The sequence below is a fragment of the Cyanobacteria bacterium QS_8_64_29 genome (assembly GCA_003022125.1).
In the GTDB taxonomy this organism is placed as follows: Bacteria; Cyanobacteriota; Cyanobacteriia; order Cyanobacteriales; family Rubidibacteraceae; genus QS-8-64-29.
This window is the reverse complement of the sequence record PXQH01000042.1, coordinates 73,169-89,011: the sequence shown is the minus strand read 5'-3', so window position 1 is coordinate 89,011 and position 15,843 is coordinate 73,169. Positions and strand designations below refer to the sequence as shown.

The 15,843-nt window shown below is 64.6% G+C and carries 30 protein-coding genes; all 30 read right to left on the bottom strand.

Annotated features, from left to right (window positions below; all coding sequences use genetic code 11):
- Positions 1-37 precede the first annotated feature (37 nt).
- Complete coding sequence (gene prfA / locus BRC58_07290) at positions 38-1,144, bottom strand: peptide chain release factor 1 (GenBank protein PSP17208.1); 1,107 nt, start codon at positions 1,142-1,144, stop codon at positions 38-40.
- Positions 1,145-1,170: 26 nt separating this feature from the next.
- On the bottom strand, positions 1,171-1,422 hold the full coding sequence (locus BRC58_07285; protein ID PSP17207.1) for a 50S ribosomal protein L31: 252 nt from the start codon (positions 1,420-1,422) through the stop codon (positions 1,171-1,173).
- Positions 1,423-1,457: 35 nt separating this feature from the next.
- Positions 1,458-1,865: a 30S ribosomal protein S9 gene (locus tag BRC58_07280; protein ID PSP17206.1), complete on the bottom strand. Its 408-nt coding sequence runs from the start codon at positions 1,863-1,865 to the stop codon at positions 1,458-1,460.
- Complete coding sequence (locus BRC58_07275) at positions 1,865-2,317, bottom strand: 50S ribosomal protein L13 (GenBank protein PSP17205.1); 453 nt, start codon at positions 2,315-2,317, stop codon at positions 1,865-1,867. Before BRC58_07275 ends, BRC58_07280 begins: the two co-directional genes overlap by 1 nt.
- A gap of 21 nt (positions 2,318-2,338) precedes the next feature.
- The gene (locus BRC58_07270) at positions 2,339-3,214 is read right to left on the bottom strand and encodes a tRNA pseudouridine(38-40) synthase TruA (GenBank protein PSP17204.1); all 876 of its coding nucleotides are present in this window, start codon (positions 3,212-3,214) and stop codon (positions 2,339-2,341) included.
- Positions 3,211-3,561 (bottom strand): 50S ribosomal protein L17, encoded by a 351-nt coding sequence (locus tag BRC58_07265; GenBank protein ID PSP17203.1) that lies wholly within the window; start codon positions 3,559-3,561, stop codon positions 3,211-3,213. The genes BRC58_07270 and BRC58_07265 overlap by 4 nt, the downstream gene beginning before the upstream one ends.
- 31 nt (positions 3,562-3,592) lie before the next feature.
- Positions 3,593-4,552, bottom strand: a complete 960-nt coding sequence (locus tag BRC58_07260; protein ID PSP17202.1) for a DNA-directed RNA polymerase subunit alpha — start codon at positions 4,550-4,552, stop codon at positions 3,593-3,595.
- Between the two features lie 50 nt (positions 4,553-4,602).
- Positions 4,603-4,989 carry a 30S ribosomal protein S11 gene (locus tag BRC58_07255; protein ID PSP17201.1) on the bottom strand — a complete coding sequence of 129 codons (387 nt, stop codon included), beginning with the start codon at positions 4,987-4,989 and terminating at the stop codon, positions 4,603-4,605.
- Between the two features lie 54 nt (positions 4,990-5,043).
- A complete protein-coding gene (locus BRC58_07250; protein ID PSP17200.1) occupies positions 5,044-5,418 on the bottom strand; it encodes a 30S ribosomal protein S13 in 375 nt (124 codons plus the stop codon).
- A gap of 40 nt (positions 5,419-5,458) precedes the next feature.
- Positions 5,459-5,572, bottom strand: a complete 114-nt coding sequence (locus BRC58_07245; GenBank protein PSP17199.1) for a 50S ribosomal protein L36 — start codon at positions 5,570-5,572, stop codon at positions 5,459-5,461.
- A 69-nt stretch (positions 5,573-5,641) separates the two neighbouring features.
- Positions 5,642-5,866 (bottom strand): translation initiation factor IF-1, encoded by a 225-nt coding sequence (gene infA / locus BRC58_07240; GenBank protein ID PSP17198.1) that lies wholly within the window; start codon positions 5,864-5,866, stop codon positions 5,642-5,644.
- A gap of 53 nt (positions 5,867-5,919) precedes the next feature.
- Positions 5,920-6,477, bottom strand: coding sequence for an adenylate kinase (locus tag BRC58_07235; protein PSP17197.1), 558 nt, complete (start codon positions 6,475-6,477; stop codon positions 5,920-5,922).
- 40 nt (positions 6,478-6,517) lie between these two features.
- Positions 6,518-7,891, bottom strand: coding sequence for a preprotein translocase subunit SecY (locus tag BRC58_07230; GenBank protein ID PSP17196.1), 1,374 nt, complete (start codon positions 7,889-7,891; stop codon positions 6,518-6,520).
- 44 nt (positions 7,892-7,935) lie between these two features.
- The gene (locus BRC58_07225; protein ID PSP17231.1) at positions 7,936-8,382 is read right to left on the bottom strand and encodes a 50S ribosomal protein L15; all 447 of its coding nucleotides are present in this window, start codon (positions 8,380-8,382) and stop codon (positions 7,936-7,938) included.
- Between the two features lie 52 nt (positions 8,383-8,434).
- Positions 8,435-8,956 carry a 30S ribosomal protein S5 gene (gene rpsE, locus BRC58_07220; protein PSP17195.1) on the bottom strand — a complete coding sequence of 174 codons (522 nt, stop codon included), beginning with the start codon at positions 8,954-8,956 and terminating at the stop codon, positions 8,435-8,437.
- Between the two features lie 26 nt (positions 8,957-8,982).
- A complete protein-coding gene (locus BRC58_07215) occupies positions 8,983-9,360 on the bottom strand; it encodes a 50S ribosomal protein L18 (protein ID PSP17194.1) in 378 nt (125 codons plus the stop codon).
- A 6-nt stretch (positions 9,361-9,366) separates the two neighbouring features.
- On the bottom strand, positions 9,367-9,903 hold the full coding sequence (locus BRC58_07210; protein PSP17193.1) for a 50S ribosomal protein L6: 537 nt from the start codon (positions 9,901-9,903) through the stop codon (positions 9,367-9,369).
- A 26-nt stretch (positions 9,904-9,929) separates the two neighbouring features.
- Positions 9,930-10,331, bottom strand: coding sequence for a 30S ribosomal protein S8 (locus tag BRC58_07205; GenBank protein ID PSP17192.1), 402 nt, complete (start codon positions 10,329-10,331; stop codon positions 9,930-9,932).
- Between the two features lie 36 nt (positions 10,332-10,367).
- Complete coding sequence (locus tag BRC58_07200) at positions 10,368-10,913, bottom strand: 50S ribosomal protein L5 (protein ID PSP17191.1); 546 nt, start codon at positions 10,911-10,913, stop codon at positions 10,368-10,370.
- Positions 10,914-10,927: 14 nt separating this feature from the next.
- Positions 10,928-11,263: a 50S ribosomal protein L24 gene (locus tag BRC58_07195; protein PSP17190.1), complete on the bottom strand. Its 336-nt coding sequence runs from the start codon at positions 11,261-11,263 to the stop codon at positions 10,928-10,930.
- On the bottom strand, positions 11,263-11,631 hold the full coding sequence (locus BRC58_07190) for a 50S ribosomal protein L14 (protein ID PSP17189.1): 369 nt from the start codon (positions 11,629-11,631) through the stop codon (positions 11,263-11,265). The genes BRC58_07195 and BRC58_07190 overlap by 1 nt, the downstream gene beginning before the upstream one ends.
- A gap of 24 nt (positions 11,632-11,655) precedes the next feature.
- On the bottom strand, positions 11,656-11,907 hold the full coding sequence (locus tag BRC58_07185; GenBank protein PSP17188.1) for a 30S ribosomal protein S17: 252 nt from the start codon (positions 11,905-11,907) through the stop codon (positions 11,656-11,658).
- Between the two features lie 22 nt (positions 11,908-11,929).
- Positions 11,930-12,154 (bottom strand): 50S ribosomal protein L29, encoded by a 225-nt coding sequence (locus BRC58_07180; GenBank protein PSP17187.1) that lies wholly within the window; start codon positions 12,152-12,154, stop codon positions 11,930-11,932.
- A 2-nt stretch (positions 12,155-12,156) separates the two neighbouring features.
- Positions 12,157-12,576: a 50S ribosomal protein L16 gene (locus BRC58_07175; protein ID PSP17186.1), complete on the bottom strand. Its 420-nt coding sequence runs from the start codon at positions 12,574-12,576 to the stop codon at positions 12,157-12,159.
- Positions 12,577-12,598: 22 nt separating this feature from the next.
- On the bottom strand, positions 12,599-13,282 hold the full coding sequence (locus BRC58_07170) for a 30S ribosomal protein S3 (protein ID PSP17185.1): 684 nt from the start codon (positions 13,280-13,282) through the stop codon (positions 12,599-12,601).
- 35 nt (positions 13,283-13,317) lie between these two features.
- On the bottom strand, positions 13,318-13,680 hold the full coding sequence (locus tag BRC58_07165; protein PSP17184.1) for a 50S ribosomal protein L22: 363 nt from the start codon (positions 13,678-13,680) through the stop codon (positions 13,318-13,320).
- 24 nt (positions 13,681-13,704) lie between these two features.
- Entirely contained in the window at positions 13,705-13,983 is a 279-nt protein-coding gene (locus BRC58_07160) for a 30S ribosomal protein S19 (GenBank protein ID PSP17183.1), read from the bottom strand.
- 42 nt (positions 13,984-14,025) lie between these two features.
- Positions 14,026-14,865, bottom strand: a complete 840-nt coding sequence (gene rplB, locus BRC58_07155; GenBank protein ID PSP17182.1) for a 50S ribosomal protein L2 — start codon at positions 14,863-14,865, stop codon at positions 14,026-14,028.
- A gap of 33 nt (positions 14,866-14,898) precedes the next feature.
- Positions 14,899-15,201, bottom strand: coding sequence for a 50S ribosomal protein L23 (locus tag BRC58_07150; protein ID PSP17181.1), 303 nt, complete (start codon positions 15,199-15,201; stop codon positions 14,899-14,901).
- Positions 15,198-15,827 carry a 50S ribosomal protein L4 gene (locus tag BRC58_07145; protein ID PSP17180.1) on the bottom strand — a complete coding sequence of 210 codons (630 nt, stop codon included), beginning with the start codon at positions 15,825-15,827 and terminating at the stop codon, positions 15,198-15,200. The genes BRC58_07150 and BRC58_07145 overlap by 4 nt, the downstream gene beginning before the upstream one ends.
- Between the last annotated feature and the right edge of the window lie 16 nt (positions 15,828-15,843).

Sequence of the window (15,843 nt, the reverse complement as noted above, 5' to 3'; positions counted from 1 at the left end):
GAACGCCGGCGGCCGTCGACGGCAGGCGCGGCGCTCGTTACCCAGCCTCGCTGGGTTGGGCGGTTGCCAGCTCGGCCAGGCGTTCCTGCTGGTCTTGGGCAATGCACGCTTCGATAGGGCCTTCCAGCTCGCCTTTCAGCACGGCATCGAGGTTGAAGTTTTTCCCCAAGCGGTGGTCCGTAACGCGGTTTTCTTTGTAGTTGTAGGTGCGGATTTTCTCCGAGCGCTCGCCCGTCCCCACCTGCGATCGCCGCATGGAGGTGATGGCTTCCTGCTGCGCTTGGAGCTTGCGCTCGTAGAGCTTGGCCCGAAGGATTTGCATGGCCCGCTGGCGGTTCTGCAGCTGGGTGCGCTCCTGGGTGCAAAAGATGCGAATGCCGGTAGGCTTGTGCTGCAGGTCCACTGCCGTTTCGACTTTGTTGACGTTCTGGCCGCCGGCGCCGCCCGAGCGCGCGGTGGTCATCTCGATGTCTTTGGGGTCGATGTTGACCTCAATCTCGTCCGCCTCCGGCATGATCGCCACGGTTGCCGTGGAGGTGTGCACGCGCCCGCCCGTCTCGGTGGCGGGAACGCGCTGGACCCGATGTACCCCCGCCTCGAACTTGAGCTTGCTATAGACTCGCTCGCCCTGAATCTGCAAGACCGCTTCTTTGTAACCGCCGAACTCGCCCGGCGACTCGCTGGCCATCTCGGCCTTCCAGCCCTGCGATTCGGCGTAGCTGGCATACATGCGCACCAAATCGCCCACCCACAGGCTGGCTTCGTCGCCCCCCGTCCCGGCCCGGATCTCGAGCATGATGTTTTTATCGTCGTTGGGATCGCGCGGCAGCAACAGGATTTTGAGCTGCTGCTCCAGCTCGCTCTGGCGCTGCTCCAGCTCGCCAATCTCGCGCCGCGCTTCCTCGCGCAGCTCGGCATCGCCGTTGGCTTCTTGGAACACTTGCCGCGCCTGCTCTAGCTCCTGCTGGAGCTGCTTCCAGTGCCGGTAGGTGGTAACGGTCTCCTCAATGGCCGAGCGCGCTTTGGTGAGCCGCTGTAGCTCTTGGGGATCGGTGGCAATATCGGGATCGCCCAAGCGGCGCGTCAGGTCGTCGTAGGTTTCCTCGACCGATTGCAGCTTCTCCAGCAAATAGGATTCGGTCATGGCAAGGCGCGCGGTGCCTGGGGGGCCTACTGTCCGTTGCTGGCGTCGCCACCGCCGCTCTCGGCCCGGTCGTCCAGCATGCCGTACTTGCGCCGAAAGCGCTCCACGCGGCCTTCGGTGTCGATGATGCGCTGCTGCCCGGTGTAGAAGGGGTGGTTGCCCGCCCAGATATCGACGTGGATCTCGGGCTGGGTGGAGCCCACGCGCATGACTTCTTCGCCGTTACAGATCACCTTGGCGTCGGGATACCACTGGGGATGAATGTCGGATTTGGCCATGGCTAACGTCTGCGCGACTCGCTTGCACGAACAGCCTAGCGCTTGGAGTACTGCGGCGACTTGCGCGCCTTGCGCAGGCCGTACTTTTTGCGCTCTTTCGAGCGCGGATCCCGGGTCAAGTGTCCCTCCACCTTGAGCGGATCGCGGTTTTCGGGGGCGAGCTTGCAGAGCGCTCGCGCTACCCCCAGCTTGACGGCTTCGGCCTGGCCGGTTTTGCCACCGCCGTGGGCGCGGGCACGGATGTCGTAATCGCCCTCTAGGCCCAAGGTCTCGAGCGGGGCTTTGATGGCACCCAGATGGCCCGGATCGCGATCGAAGTACTGCTCGGCCGTCGTATCGTTGATGCTCGCGCGGCCGCTTCCCGGCACTAGGCGAACGCGGGCGACCGAGGTCTTGCGACGCCCGGTGCCCCAATAAACAACGCGGTTGGATGGCTCCGGCATTAGTTGCCTCCCGGGTCGGTCTCGAGCGATAGCGGCTGCGGCTTTTGCGCCTGATGGGGGTGGTGGGGGCCAGGGTAAACGTACAGCTTGCGCGCCAGCTGGCGGCCCAATTTGTTTTTGGGCAGCATGCCTTTAACGGCTTGCTCGACGATCCGCTCGGGGATGCGCCGCTGCAGCTGCGCGAAGGTTTCGGTTTTCATGCCCCCCGGCCGGTGCGAATGCCGGTAGTAGTGCTTTTGATGCGCCTTTTTGCCGGTCACCACCACCTTATTGGCATTGACGACAATGACAAACTCCCCGGCATCCAGATGGGGGGTGAAGTGGGGATCGTGCTTGCCGCGCAGCAGCGCGGCGACTTGAGTGGCTAACCGGCCCACTCGCTGGTTGGCCGCATCGACCACGTACCATTGGCGCTCTGCTTGCGCTTGCGTTGGTAGCGGCGTTTGGTTCATCGTCTCTGCTTGCAATTGAGGCTAGTGCAGGCTGGGCGATCCCGTTGCCCAACCCAGGGCAGGCTGGGCATCGAGCCAAGCTTGCGGGGAAAAAGGCCACTCGGGATAGCCCACGCGCAGCAGGCACAGGCCCTGCGCTGGGGCAGCGTACCGGATGTACCCCCGCTGGCGGTGAATCCAGAGCTCGGTAAAGCTCTCGGGCGAGCGCTGGCCGCTCCCGACCTCCACCAGCATGCCAACCAGCAATCGTACCATACCGTAGAGAAACCCGCTAGCTTGCAACTCCAGCGCCACCACGGCGCCGTAGCGGTGGCATTCGGCGGCCTGGACCTCCACCCAGGAGTGCGGGCGGGCCGAACCGGCGCGATGGAAGGCCCGCAGGCAGCGCCGGCCGACCAGCGGCCTCAAGGCTGCTTGCATGCGATCGGCCCGCAGCGGCGCGGCATAGTAGTGCCAGCTCAGGGGTCGCAGGAACACATCGGGCAAGGCCGCCGTGTAGAGCAGGTAGCGATAGCGGCGCCAGATGGCCGAGAAGCGCGCGTGCCAGTGGGGCGGAACGGCAGCCGAGTCGCGCACTAACAGGTCCTGGGGCAGGCGCGCGTTGAGAATGGCCGCCCACTTGGCAGCCGGAATGGGGCCTCGCACGTCGAAGTGGGCAACCTGCGCTGCAGCGTGAACGCCGGCATCCGTCCGGCCAGCTCCAACCACTGTCACGCGCTGCTGGCGCCATTCGGGCTCGGGCAACAGGGCGGCCAGGGCCGCGCCAATGGTCTCCTCCAGCACGGCTTGGACCGTCCGCTGTTGCGGCTGCCGCTGCCAGCCGTGGAAGTGCGTGCCCCAGTACTGGACCAGCAGGGCCACCCGAGCGCTGGTACCGCTCGAGCCGGCGGCGCTCACACCAGCTCGATGATGGCCATCTCGGCTCCATCGCCGCGGCGGCGGACCGTGCGCGCAATGCGCGTATAGCCGCCTTGGCGATCGCCGTAGCGCTCGTTGACCTGCTCGAATAGGGCGTGGACGAGCTGCTTGTCGTAGAGATAGCCCAGCGCGCGCCGCCGGGAAGCCAGCGAGCCTTCCTTGGCGAGCGAGATGACGCGCTCGACCTCTCGGCGTAGCGCGCGCGCGCGCGCTTTGGTCGTTTTGATCTGGCCGTGGCGCAGCAGCTGCGTCGCTTGCGATCGCAGCAGCGCGCGGCGCTGATCGGCGGGCAGGCCCAGTTGGGGAACGCGGCGTTTGTGGCGCATGGTGGGGTAGCTCCTTGCGGCACGGCCAGCGCTATTGGCTGGCCGATTTCTCCTGCGGCAGGGTAATGCCCAATCGTTGCTGCAGGGCCTCTAGGACTTCCTCGGCCGATTTTTGACCGAAGTTTTTGATCTCGAGCAAGTCCTCGTGGCTGTAGTCGAGCAAGTCGGCGACCGAGTTGATTTGGGCGCGCTTGAGGCAGTTGTAGGCGCGCACCGATAGCTGCAGCTCCTCGATGGGGATCTGGCCGGTGGAGTCGGCGCTACCCGAAGCCTCCTGCTGCAGCGACTCGAGCCTCAGGTCCCGCAGCGGCTCGAACAAGCCCACCGCAATGCCAGCTGCTTGCGAGAGGGCTTCTTCCGGCGAGATGCTGCCGTCGGTGGTGATATCGAGCAGCAGGCGATCCTTGGTTACTGAGCCGTCGGTATTGGGATCCCGAGCGCGGGTGTCTTCAACGCTGTAGTTGGCCTTGCGGATGGGCATAAAAGCCGCATCGATCTGCAGAAAATCGAGGGCGCTGCCTTCATCCTGGGTGCGCTCGACGGTGCGGTAGCCGCTCCCGCGCTCGATTTGAAACTCCATCTCCAACTTGGCCCCCTCGCTGAGGGTCGCCACGGGCCGATCAGGGTTGACAACCTCAACCTCGGAGGGAAGCTCGAACTGCGCTGCCGTCGCGGTTCCGGGACCGTGCGCGACCATGCGCCCCAGGTGGGGACCCTCCGAGTGCGCCCGAACCGCGATTTCTTTCATGTTGAGCAGGATCTCGAGCACGTCCTCGCGAACGCCCTCGAGGGTGGCGAATTCGTGGTTGACCCCGGCGATGCGGACCGCCGTTACCGCTGCCCCTGACAGGTTGGCGAGCAGGACCCGCCGCAGCGCGTTGCCCACCGTAATGCCCTGTCCCCGCTCGAGCGGCTCGAGCACGAACTGGCTGTACTGGCTGCGATCGGCGTTGGTTTTGGACTCGATGCACTCGATCTGAAACTGCGCCACAGGTGACCTCCCTCATTCGCTGTTGCTGGCTCTCCCCACAGGGCTCTGGCTCAGACGCGGCGGCGTTTGGGCGGGCGGCAACCGTTGTGGGGAATGGGGGTCACATCGCGGATCAGGGTGATCTCTAGGCCAGCGCCCTGCAGCGCCCGGATGGCGGTCTCGCGGCCGCCCCCTGGGCCGCTGACCATAACCTCGATTTGGCGCATGCCTTGATCCATCGCCCGACGGGCGGCCCCATCGGCAGCCCGCTGGGCGGCGTAGGGCGTTCCCTTTTTGGCCCCTTTAAAACCGCTCGAGCCGGCTGACCCCCAGGAGATGACATCGCCTTTGGTATCGGAGATGGTCACTAGGGTGTTGTTGAAATTCGAGCGGATGTGGGCCACGCCGTTGGGGACATTGCGTTTTTTGGCGCTGCTCCTGCGCGTCTGTCGTGCCATAAACCTGCTTGCAGTCGGGATGTCGGCTGGGTTGCGCCGTCGCGAGCGCGTGCTTTATTTCTTTTTCTTGCTGCCGGGAGTGCCGGTGCGGCGGCCACGGCGGGTTTTGGAGTTGGTACGCGTGCGCTGGCCGCGCACGGGCAGCCCCTGGCGGTGGCGGCGGCCGCGGTAGGTCCCAATGTCCATCAAGCGCTTGATGTTCATGTTCTCCCAGCGCCGCAGATCGCCCTCGACGCGATAGTGCTGCTCGATGTGCGAGCGCAGGGTCATGGCTTGGTCGTCGCTGAGATCCTTGACGCGCGTGGCGCGATCAATACCGGTGGCTGCTAGGATTTGCGACGAGCGCGTGAATCCAATGCCGTAGACGTAGGTCAGCCCTGCCTCGATGGGCTTCTCGCGCGGAAGATCAACACCAGCAATGCGTGCCACGTTTGCTTGTCCCTCCTAAATCGATGCCCGGTTGCGTGCGCTAGCCCTGCCGCTGCTTGTGTTTGGGGTTGGAACAAATCACCATGACGCGACCGCGCCGCCGGATGACGCGGCAGCGATCGCAAATTTTGCGGACCGACGGTCGGACTTTCATGGGGCTTAAAAATTCGGTAGACGCTCTATTATACTGCGCTAGCGCCGCTGCAGCAATGCCAAGGCCGCCCTATTTTTTGCGCAGCCGGTAGGTAATGCGCCCTTTGCTCAAATCGTAGGGCGTTAGCTCCACCTTGACCCGGTCGCCGGGCAGGATCTTGATGTAGTTGCGGCGGATCTTGCCCGAGATGTGCGCCAAGATATTGAAGCCATTCTCCAGATCGACGCGGAACATCGCGTTGGGCAGGGACTCTGTGACCGTCCCTTCCATCTCGATCAGGTCCTGTTTGGCCATGGGCGAATTGGGGGGTGCGGGGAACAGCGACAGCCGCCCGATTGTAGCAAGGGCTAGCCGCGAACGGCCTGCTTGAGCGCTTCGGTAACGCGCTCGCAATCGCGGTTGCCGTCGATGGTGCAGAAGCTATCGCGCTGGCGATAGTAGTCGATGAGCGCAGCGGTCTGCTCGCGATAGACATCCAGGCGCCGCTGGATGGTGGCTTCCGTATCGTCCTTGCGCCCGCGCGCGAGCAGGCGTTCGACTAGCACCTCGTCCGGGACATCCAAGTTGAGCACGCGGTCATATTGCTGGCCGAGCTCGCCCAGCAACTGCTCCAGGAATTGGGCCTGGTTGACGTTGCGGGGGAAACCATCCAGAATCCAGCCCTGCTGGGCATCCGGCTGGTTGAGCCGCTCCCGAATGAGGTCGGCGAGCAGGGTGTCGGGGACCAACTCGCCCCGCTCGACGTAGGCCTGCGCCTTTTGCCCCAGCTCGCTCCCGGCCGTGATCGCCTCGCGCAGGATATCGCCGGTGGCGATGTGCGGGACGCCCAGCTGCTGGGCGAGCAACTGGGCCTGCGTGCCCTTGCCGGCCCCTGGTGGGCCCAAAAAAATCAATCGCGCGCTCATGCTTGCGTTTCCTAATGGTTCGGTAATGGGGGCGCCGGCGCTATTTGACCATGCCCTCGTAGCGCTGGGAGACGACATTGCTCTGGATGCGCTTGGCTGTCTCGATGGCCACCCCGACCAGAATCAGCAGCGAGGTGGCCCCAAAGCCGCGAAAGGTCGTCACCCCGGTCAGGTTCTCGATGACCGTAGGGATGATGGCGACAGCACCCAGAAATAGCGCCCCTAAAAACGTTAGGCGGTTGATCACCCGCTGCAGGTACTCGCTGGTTGCCTGCCCGGGCCGGATGCCGGGAATGCTGGCCCCCATTTTTTTGAGGTTTTTAGACATGTCGTCCGGATTGACAATGAGCGAGGCGTAGAAGTAGCTAAAGAACAGGATCAACAGCAGATAGACCGTAAAGTAGAGCCACGGTGCCGGCCCGGTGGGGCTCAAATAGGTTGAGGCGGTTACCAGAACTTGGTTGAGCTGGGCCGCCCAGCCACTGCCCTGGGCCTCGGGGGCGGCCTGCGCGCCCGCGCCCAGCTGGCCGCTGGTTAGTCGGGCGAGTTGGGCTGGCAGCGTCAGCAGGATGGTGGCAAAGATGATGGGCAGCACCCCACCTTGGTTGAGCCGCAGCGGCAGGTAGCTGGTGCGCTCGCGGTAGAGGCGCTTGCCCACCTGGCGCCGGGCCGAAACGATGGGGATGCGGCGGTTGCCCTCTTGCACGAAGACAATGCCCACGATGGTGGCCAAAAACACCAGCAACAGCATCACCACCTGGGCCACCGCCTGACGGCCGCCTGTCTGGGCGAACTCGATGGTGTTGCCCAGGGTTTGGGGCAACACGGCGGCAATGTTGGCAAAAATCAGCAGCGATGCCCCATTGCCCAAACCGCGCTCGCTGATGAGCTCCGAGAGCCAAATCACGAACATGGAGCCGGCGGTGAGCGCCAGCACGGTCTCGGCAATGAAGATAGGGCCGCCCTGGTAAGCATGGGGGCGGGCAAAAAACGCCAGCCCCAAGCTGTTGATGGCGGCCGAGCCCAGGGCAACGTAGCGCGTGATCTGCGAGATCTTGCGGCGGCCAGCCTCCCCTTCGTTTTTTTGCAGGTTCTCCAGGTAGGGGATGGCTGCGGTTAGCAGCTGCATGATGATGGAGGCATTGATAAAGGGGATGATGCCTAGCGCTAGTACGCCCAGCGCCGAGAAGCCGCCCCCCGAGATGAAATTAAAAAAGCCGGTGACGGCGTTGCCCTCGAGCGCGTTCGCAAAGCTTTCGCGATCAATGCCGGGCACCGGCACCGCCACCTTGCCAAAGCGCACGAGCACGATCAGCCCGACGGTTACCAGTAGCTTGTTGCGCAAGCCCGCAGCTCGCGCCATCTGCATGAACGTTTCCTGAGCGGAGGGGGTCCGGCTTTGATTGGCCACCATCGGCCAGCTACCTCGCGTGCGGCAAAACGGATGAGTTGCGCTGGTTAGGCAACAGTTTCGCAGCGGCCGCCAGCCGCCTCGATCTTGCGGCGTGCGCTGGCGGAAAAGGCCGCTGCTTTGACCTGCAGCGCTACGTTGAGCTCGCCACCGCCCAAGATCTTGAGCGGCCCGCGCTTGTCGGTGACGATGCCTGCCTGGACTAAGCGATCGCGGGTTACTTCCGCATTGGCTTCGAGCGCGCTCAGCGCCCCCACATTGACCGTGGTATAGCGCGTGGGCGCAATGACCGTAAAGTGCTTGAGCTTGGGCACGCGCCGGTAGAGCGGCATTTGGCCGCCCTCGAACCCGGCAATGGGCCCCGAGCCGGCGCGGGCTTTTTGCCCCCGCATGCCCCGACCGCAGGTAGCGCCGCGGTTGCTGGAATCGCCGCGGCCGAGGCGTTGGGCGCGCTTGCGGGCGCCTTGTTGGGGGTTGAGGTCGTGCAGTCTCACGGGATCCTCCTCAATGCGGGATAGCGACAATGCGGGATAGCAACGGGGTGGCCTAGCCCTTCCAGTACAGGTGCTCCACCGAGACATCGCGCTGGCGGGCGGCCTCGCTGGGGGTGCGCAGCTCGGACAGGCCGTTGATGGCAGCCCGGGCGTTGTTGAGCGGGTTGTTGGAGCCCAGCTGCTTGGCCAGGATGTTCTGCACCCCTGAGAGCTCCAACACGGCCCGGACGGCACCACCGGCAATGACGCCGGTTCCGGGCGCAGCGGGCCGCATCATGACCTGGGCGCCCCCGGCGGTGCCGTAGCCGCGGTGGGGAATGGAGTTACTTTGGGTCAGCGGTACCTCGATGGCTTGCTTTTTGCCTTCGGCGATCCCTTTGCGGACGGCGCCGATGACGTCGCTGGCCTTGCCAACGCCCACGCCCACCTGGCCTTTGCCGTCTCCCACGACCACGATCGCCCGAAAGCTGAGCTTTTTGCCGCCCTGGACGACCTTGCTCACGCGGCGGATCTGGACGACGCGCTCCTGAAAGTCCGTCTCTTTTTCCTTGGTTCGGCTGTTGCGCTTTGCCATACGGCGTTCCTCGCTCGGATTGGGGACTAGAACTGCAGCCCGCCCTCGCGCGCCGCATCCGCCAAGGCCTTGACCCGGCCGTGGTAGCGATGGCCGCCGCGATCGAACACCACCTGCTGGATTCCTTGCTGGCGGGCCCGCTCGGCAAGGAGCTGGCCCACCACGGCCGCGGTTTCGCAGGTGGCTTTGGCCGGATACTGCTCGCGCAGCTGCCGGTCCAGGGTGGAGGCGGCTGCCAGGGTGTGGTGGCGCGTGTCGTCGATCGCTTGGGCGTAAATGTGCTGCCCGGAGCGAAAGACGGACAGGCGCGGTCGCTGGGCCGTGCCGCTGATGCGCTGGCGAACCCGCTGGTGGCGGCGGGCCAGCAGCTGCCTGCGAGTGGCGTTTCGGCGCGTGAGGCTCATGGCGGTTTATTTTCCTGCTTTGCCGGCTTTGCGTCGGATGCGCTCGTCCTGGTAGCGAATGCCTTTGCCCTTGTAGGGCTCTGGGGGGCGAACGTCGCGGATCTTGGCCGCTAGGTTGCCGACGGTTTCTTTATCGATGCCGCTAACGGCGATGGTGGCGTTGCCCTCGACAGCCAAATCAATCCCCTCAGGGGGCTCGATCTGGACCGGTTGGCTAAAGCCCACGTTGAGCACGAGCGTCCGCCCCTGGACTTGGGCGCGATAGCCCACGCCCTGCAACTGCAGGCGCTGGGTAAAGCCCTGCGAGACGCCATGCACCATGTTGGCCACCAGCGTGCGCGTTAGGCCGTGGCGCTCGCGCGCCGTCCGCGAGTCGTCCTGCCGCCGGACGTGGAGCGTGCCATCGGCCTGCTCCAAGCTCGCTTTGGCCGGGAGCTGGCGCGTCCGCTCGCCCTTGGGGCCTTTGACGGTCACCTGCCGCCCCTCAATTTCGACGCTGACGCCCTCCGGAAGGGGGATGGGACGCTTGCCAATGCGTGACATCGCGCGAGCTCCTTGCGCTTACGGGACTACCAAACGTAACAGAGAACTTCGCCGCCAATGCCGCGGTTGCGGGCTTCGCGTGCTGTCATCACCCCGCTGGAGGTGGAGATGATGGCAATGCCGATGCCGCCCAGTACCCGGGGCAGCTCCTTGCGGTTGTAGTACACCCGCAACCCGGGGCGGCTGACGCGCTGGAGGTTGGCGATCGCGGGCTGGCGGTTGCGCCCTTTGTATTTGAGCGCGATGGCGATCTCGCGCCGCACCCCCTCGCCAATCTCTTCGCAGTCGCTAATGAACCCTTCCGCCTTGAGCACATCGGCGATGCGGCGGTTCATTTTGGTGGCGGGAACGACGGTGCTCTCGTGCCGGACCATGCAGGCATTGCGAATGCGGGTCAGCATGTCCGCGATCGTGTCTGTCGGTGCCATAGGCGATCTCGCTCGATTTCCTGCGACCTTGCCTGGTTAGCTCGTGCGAAAGGGCATGCCCAGCTCGCGCAGCAGCGCGCGCCCTTCTTCATCGCTGGAAGCGGTGGTCACGATGGCAACGTCCATGCCGCGGATGCGATCGATACTGTCGTACTCGATCTCGGGGAAAATGATTTGCTCGCGGATGCCTAGGGTGTAGTTGCCTCGGCCGTCAAAGCTTTTGGGGCTGACGCCGCGAAAGTCTCGGATCCGCGGCAGTGCCAGGTTCATCAGCCGGTCGAGAAAGGCGTACATGCGCTCCCGCCGCAGCGTCACCATCAATCCAATGGACATGCCCTCGCGGATTTTGAACCCGGCAATGGCCTTGCGGGCGCGCGTCACCACCGGCTTTTGACCGGTAATGGTGGCGAGCTCGTTCATGGAGGCCTCAAGCGCTTTGGCATTGCGCGCTGCCTCGCCCAGACCGCGGTTGACGGTCACCTTTTGCACTTTCGGCACCTGATGGAGGTTGCGATAGCCAAACTCGTCCCGCAGCTTGGGGATGATGGTTTGCTGGTATTGCGCTTTCAATCGTTGGGTCATGGCAATGGCCGCGGCTAGTCGAGGATCTCTCCTGTCTTTTTGAGCATGCGCACCTTGCGGCCGTCCTCGGCGTAGGTGTGGGCAATGCGGCTGGCGCAGGCGTACTGGTTGGAGTAGAGCATGACGTTGGAGCTATCGATGGGGGCCTCAAAGGTTTGGATCTGCCCGCTCTCGCCCTGCTGCTGGGGCTTGCGGTGCTTGGTTTTAACGTTGACGCCCTCAACGACCACTTTGCGCTCTTGGGGCAGGGCGCGCTGAACTTGGCCCACCTTGCCCTTGTCCTGGCCGGCAATTACCTGGACGCTGTCGCCTTGCTTGACGTGCAGTTTGTGCGCTTTGCGAGCTGCCATCAGATCACCTCCGGTGCCAGCGAAACGATGCGGGTAAAGCTGCGCTCGCGCAGCTCGCGGGCGATGGGGCCAAAGACGCGAGTGCCGCGGGGGCTGCCATCGGTGTTGACCAAAACGGCGGCATTGTCATCGAAGCGGATGCTCATGCCGCTGGGGCGCCTGAGGTTGTTCTGGGTGCGCACGATTACGGCCCGCACGATGTCGGATTTGCGGATGGTGGCGTTGGGCAGCGCCTCCTTGACCACGGCGATGACCTCGTCCCCGATGCCAGCGTAGGGACAGTTGCCGCCAGCCAAAACGCGCAGGCACTGCAACCGGCGGGCGCCGCTGTTATCGGCCACTTTGAGTTGGGATTCTTGCTGGATCACGGTTCGCTCGATTCTGTGGGGGTGCTAAGCGGAGGAGCTGCTAGCCAGCACGGACTCGACAACCCAGCGCTTGGTCCGGCTGAGCGGTCGCGTCTCGCGGATGCGCACGTGATCGCCTTCCTGGCACTGGTTGCTTTCGTCGTGCGCTTTGAAGCGCTTGGTCAAGGCCATGGTTTTGCCGTACTTGCGGCTGGGCGCCCGATTCTCGGTGACGACCACCACCGTTTTGTCCATTTTGTTGCTGACCACCCGTCCGACCCGTTGTTTGGCTGCCATAGTGCGTCGTGCTTAACCTCGACTAGCGGCGGCTTGCAGCACTGCCGGCAGCCAGCTGACGTTCGCGCTCGACAGTCATCAGCTGGGCCAGCCAGTGCTTGGTGTGCTTGAACTCGTGCGTTTTTTCCAGGTTTTGCGTGGCCTGCTGCAGGCGCAGGTCGAACAGCTTCTGCTTGGCGGCCACAATCGCTTCGGCTAGCTCGCCATCGTCCATTTGTCGGGCGTCTTCAACTCGGGGGAGTGCCATGGCTAGATCTGCTCCTGCTCGCGCGAGATGGCTTTGGTTTTGATGGGCAGCTTCTGGGCTGCCAAGCGCATGGCCTCTTGGGCCGTATCGTGCTGGATGCCGGCAATTTCGAACAGGATGCGGCCGGGTTTGACCACCGCCACCCAGTACTCGGGGTTGCCCTTGCCAGCCCCCATGCGCGTCTCGGCCGGCCGCATGGTGACGGGCTTGTCCGGAAATACCCGGATCCAGATCTTGCCACCGCGCCGGAAGTAGCGGTTCATCGCGCGGCGGGCCGCCTCGAGCTGGCGGGCCGTAATCCAGGCCGGCTCGGTGGCCTGGAGCCCGTAGTCGCCAAAGTTGACGCGGTTGCCGCGCTGGGCCATGCCCTTGAGGCGGCCGCGCTGCTTTTTGCGGTATCGAACGCGTCGGGGACTGAGCATGGTAGTTCGCTGAACGAGGTAACTAGCGGCGCGGGAGGGCCCCAGCTTCTTCGGGGGCTTGGGGTTCGGTATCGGGCAGAATCTCGCCTTTGAACAGCCAGACCTTGACGCCGATGATCCCGTAGGCGGTTCGGGCGGCGCGGTAGGCGTAGTCGACATCGGCCCGCAGGGTATGCAGCGGCACGCGCCCCTCGCGGCTCCACTCGGTACGCGCGATCTCGGAGCCATTGAGGCGGCCGGCAATCTGCAGCTTGATGCCTTGCACCTCGGCGCGCTGAGCGCGCTGGATGGCTTGGCGGATCACCCGCCGAAACGATACGCGCCGCTCCAGCTGCTGCGCCACGTACTCGGCGACCAGCACGGCATCGGCATCCACGCGCGGCACCTCAACGACGTTGATGCGGATCTGGCGATCGCTGCCCAGCAGCCCCTGCAGGCCAACGCGCAAGTTCTCGATGCCGCTGCCGCCGCGGCCGACGACCACCCCGGGCCGGGCCGTGCGGATCTCGAGATCGATCTGCTCGGCCTTGCGCTCGATCCGCGTTGCCGAGATGCCAGCGTTGCTGAGCTGGTTGTTGATGTATTCGCGAATGGCGTTATCCTCGCGTACCAGCTCGGGATAGCGCCGGGCATCGGCGTACCAGCGCGAGAGGTGATCTTTGGTGTAGCCGAGGCGAAAGCCGTTGGGGTGGATTTTTTGTCCCACGAGAGTCTCCCTTGCGCGTCGTCCGGGATGCCGCTTCAGGTGCTGCCTTCAGGTTGGGCGAGTGCCACTGTGATGTGGCAGGTGGGCTTTTTGATTTGGTAGGCGCGCCCCTGCGCCCGGGGGCGATAGCGCTTGAGGATGGGCCCTTCGTTGGCGTAAGCCTGGGTGACGGTCAGCTGGGCCCGATCCCAGCCCGCATTGTGCTCGGCATTGGCCGCTGCCGAGCGCAGCACTTTCAGCACCGGATCGCAGGCCCGATAGGGCATGAACTCCAACACGATCAGCGACTCGCGGTAGGAGCGACCGCGGATCTGGTCCAGAACGCGCCTGACCTTGTGGGGGGACATGCGGATGTAGCGTGCGGTCGCTTTGACTTCCGTTGCCGTCTCTGCCGCCATGGCTGTCTCCTAAGTGGGGTCGCCCTAGCGGCGCCCTTTGCGATCGTCTTTGGCGTGGCCGCGGAACGTGCGGGTGGGGGCGAACTCGCCCAGCTTGTGCCCCACCATCTGATCGGTGATGAAGATGGGGACGTGCTGGCGGCCGTTGTGAACCGCGATGGTATGCCCCACCATCTGCGGCAGCACGGTCGAGGCCCGCGACCAGGTCTTGATGACTTGCTGCTGTTCGTTGGCGTTGAGCCGCTCGATTTTGGTCAGCAGGCCGTCGTCAACGAAGGGTCCTTTTTTGAGCGAACGAGGCATGGCAAATCGCGCAGTAACTGCAAGGGCGCAAGCGTTTGGGCGCTAGCCGCGCCGCCGCCCGCGCCGGCGGCGCACGATGAGCGCATCGCTGGGTTTCTTTTTGCGGGTTTTGGAGCCCACAGTGGGCTTGCCCCAAGGGGTAACCGGATGTTCGCGCCCGATGGGGGCCCGACCTTCCCCACCACCGTGGGGGTGGTCGACCGGATTCATGACGCTACCGCGCACGACCGGACGCCGCCCCAGATGCCGCGATCGCCCGGCTTGGCCGCGGTTGAGGTTGCGGTGCTCGATGTTGCCCACGCGCCCGAGCGTGGCGCAGCACTCCTGGCGCACCATGCGCATCTCGCGCGAGGGCAGATCGAGGGTAACGTAGTCGCCCTCTTTGGCAACGACGCGCGCTGCCGCCCCAGCGGCGCGCACCATCTGTCCGCCCCGACCAGGGTAGAGCTCGACGTTGTGAACGTCGGTCCCCATGGGGATTTGGCTCAGCGGCAGGGCGTTGCCATCCTCGAGCGGTGCTTGGGGGCCGGCCATGATGGTGCGGCCCACCTGGACCCCGGCCGGCGCCAAGATGTAGCGCTTGTCGCCATCCCGATACACCACCAGCGCAATGCGGGCGTTGCGGTTGGGGTCGTACTCGATCGCTTGGATGGTGCCGGGGATGTCGTGCTTGTCGCGCCGAAAGTCGATGTAGCGGTAGCGGCGCTTGTGGCCGCTGCCGCGGCGGCGGCTGGTGATGACGCCGCGGTTGTTGCGCCCCTGGCGGCGGTGCTTGTACTTGGTGAGCGATTTCTCCGGCTTTTTGCGCTCGATCTCGGCAAAGTCGGGGACGACCGCGTGGCGGGTGCCGGGGGTGTGGGGGCGATAGGAGCGAGTACCCATAACGGTGCTTCCAACAAACGGCGGCAAGCGGGGTCAAACCTCGGGAAAGAGCTGGATGGCGTCGCCGGCAGCCAAGGTGACGATTGCGCGCTTGTACTGCGGCTTGTAGCCGGCGTAGCGACCCACCCGGCGTTTTTTGCGCGGCGGGCGCTGCGTATTGACCTTAATGACCGAGACAGCGAACAAGCGCTCGATCGCTGCCCGAATCTGGGGCTTGGTTGCCGAGCGAGCGACATCGAAGACGTACTTGTTGTCCTCGAGCTGCAGCATCGCTTTTTCGGTCACGATGGGCTGCCGCACCAGGTCGATGAGGTTGCGGGCATCGGATTCGGTCATTGATAGACCTCCTGAATCGTTGCCAGCGCTTCGGGGGTGGCCACGAGGCTGTCGGCATCGAGCAGGTCGTAGACATTGAGGGCATCGGCCCGCAGCAGTTTGAGGTTGGGGACGTTGCGCGCCGATAGATAAAGCGGCTGCGGGATCTGGGGCAGCAGCATCAAGATTTTGGCCTGGGGATCCAGGCCCCAGCGCTGGAGGGCCGCAACCAAGGTTTGGGTCTTGGGTTGCGGCAGCTGCTCGCTAAAGTCTTGGACGACCGTCAGCTCGTCGCTGCGGCTCTGCAGGGCCGTCCGCAGCGCCAGCCGCAGCTCCTTGCGATTCATTTTGAGCGCAAAATTCCGCGGCTTGGGCGGAAAGATGACCCCGCCACCTTTGCGCAGCGGCGATCGCATCGAGCCGGCGCGCGCACGCCCCGTTCCTTTCTGCCGCCAGGGCTTGCGGCCGCCGCCCCGGACTTCAGAGCGGGTTTTGGCCGAGGCCGTGCCCTGGCGAGCGTTGGTGCGCTGCCGGACCAGCGCCCGGTGGACGATGTGCGAAGCCGTTCCGGCTGGAGCCACCTTCAGCTCGAGCGAGGCTGTCCCGACGGCTTCTCCCTCCCAATTTTTGACCGCACAATCGACCATGACTGCACCGTTGCCT

What these genes read in the sequence shown, in the direction of transcription:
- prfA (PSP17208.1), bottom strand. Translation starts at nt 1,144, where the DNA reads ATGACCGAATCCTATTTGCTGGAGAAGCTGCAATCGGTCGAGGAAACC.
- BRC58_07285 (PSP17207.1), bottom strand. Translation starts at nt 1,422, where the DNA reads ATGGCCAAATCCGACATTCATCCCCAGTGGTATCCCGACGCCAAGGTG.
- BRC58_07280 (PSP17206.1), bottom strand. Translation starts at nt 1,865, where the DNA reads ATGCCGGAGCCATCCAACCGCGTTGTTTATTGGGGCACCGGGCGTCGC.
- BRC58_07275 (PSP17205.1), bottom strand. Translation starts at nt 2,317, where the DNA reads ATGAACCAAACGCCGCTACCAACGCAAGCGCAAGCAGAGCGCCAATGG.
- BRC58_07265 (PSP17203.1), bottom strand. Translation starts at nt 3,561, where the DNA reads ATGCGCCACAAACGCCGCGTTCCCCAACTGGGCCTGCCCGCCGATCAG.
- BRC58_07255 (PSP17201.1), bottom strand. Translation starts at nt 4,989, where the DNA reads ATGGCACGACAGACGCGCAGGAGCAGCGCCAAAAAACGCAATGTCCCC.
- BRC58_07245 (PSP17199.1), bottom strand. Translation starts at nt 5,572, where the DNA reads ATGAAAGTCCGACCGTCGGTCCGCAAAATTTGCGATCGCTGCCGCGTC.
- infA (PSP17198.1), bottom strand. Translation starts at nt 5,866, where the DNA reads ATGGCCAAACAGGACCTGATCGAGATGGAAGGGACGGTCACAGAGTCC.
- BRC58_07235 (PSP17197.1), bottom strand. Translation starts at nt 6,477, where the DNA reads ATGAGCGCGCGATTGATTTTTTTGGGCCCACCAGGGGCCGGCAAGGGC.
- BRC58_07230 (PSP17196.1), bottom strand. Translation starts at nt 7,891, where the DNA reads ATGGTGGCCAATCAAAGCCGGACCCCCTCCGCTCAGGAAACGTTCATG.
- rpsE (PSP17195.1), bottom strand. Translation starts at nt 8,956, where the DNA reads ATGGCAAAGCGCAACAGCCGAACCAAGGAAAAAGAGACGGACTTTCAG.
- BRC58_07215 (PSP17194.1), bottom strand. Translation starts at nt 9,360, where the DNA reads ATGAGCCTCACGCGCCGAAACGCCACTCGCAGGCAGCTGCTGGCCCGC.
- BRC58_07210 (PSP17193.1), bottom strand. Translation starts at nt 9,903, where the DNA reads ATGTCACGCATTGGCAAGCGTCCCATCCCCCTTCCGGAGGGCGTCAGC.
- BRC58_07205 (PSP17192.1), bottom strand. Translation starts at nt 10,331, where the DNA reads ATGGCACCGACAGACACGATCGCGGACATGCTGACCCGCATTCGCAAT.
- BRC58_07200 (PSP17191.1), bottom strand. Translation starts at nt 10,913, where the DNA reads ATGACCCAACGATTGAAAGCGCAATACCAGCAAACCATCATCCCCAAG.
- BRC58_07195 (PSP17190.1), bottom strand. Translation starts at nt 11,263, where the DNA reads ATGGCAGCTCGCAAAGCGCACAAACTGCACGTCAAGCAAGGCGACAGC.
- BRC58_07185 (PSP17188.1), bottom strand. Translation starts at nt 11,907, where the DNA reads ATGGCAGCCAAACAACGGGTCGGACGGGTGGTCAGCAACAAAATGGAC.
- BRC58_07180 (PSP17187.1), bottom strand. Translation starts at nt 12,154, where the DNA reads ATGGCACTCCCCCGAGTTGAAGACGCCCGACAAATGGACGATGGCGAG.
- BRC58_07175 (PSP17186.1), bottom strand. Translation starts at nt 12,576, where the DNA reads ATGCTCAGTCCCCGACGCGTTCGATACCGCAAAAAGCAGCGCGGCCGC.
- BRC58_07165 (PSP17184.1), bottom strand. Translation starts at nt 13,680, where the DNA reads ATGGCGGCAGAGACGGCAACGGAAGTCAAAGCGACCGCACGCTACATC.
- BRC58_07160 (PSP17183.1), bottom strand. Translation starts at nt 13,983, where the DNA reads ATGCCTCGTTCGCTCAAAAAAGGACCCTTCGTTGACGACGGCCTGCTG.
- rplB (PSP17182.1), bottom strand. Translation starts at nt 14,865, where the DNA reads ATGGGTACTCGCTCCTATCGCCCCCACACCCCCGGCACCCGCCACGCG.
- BRC58_07150 (PSP17181.1), bottom strand. Translation starts at nt 15,201, where the DNA reads ATGACCGAATCCGATGCCCGCAACCTCATCGACCTGGTGCGGCAGCCC.
- BRC58_07145 (PSP17180.1), bottom strand. Translation starts at nt 15,827, where the DNA reads ATGGTCGATTGTGCGGTCAAAAATTGGGAGGGAGAAGCCGTCGGGACA.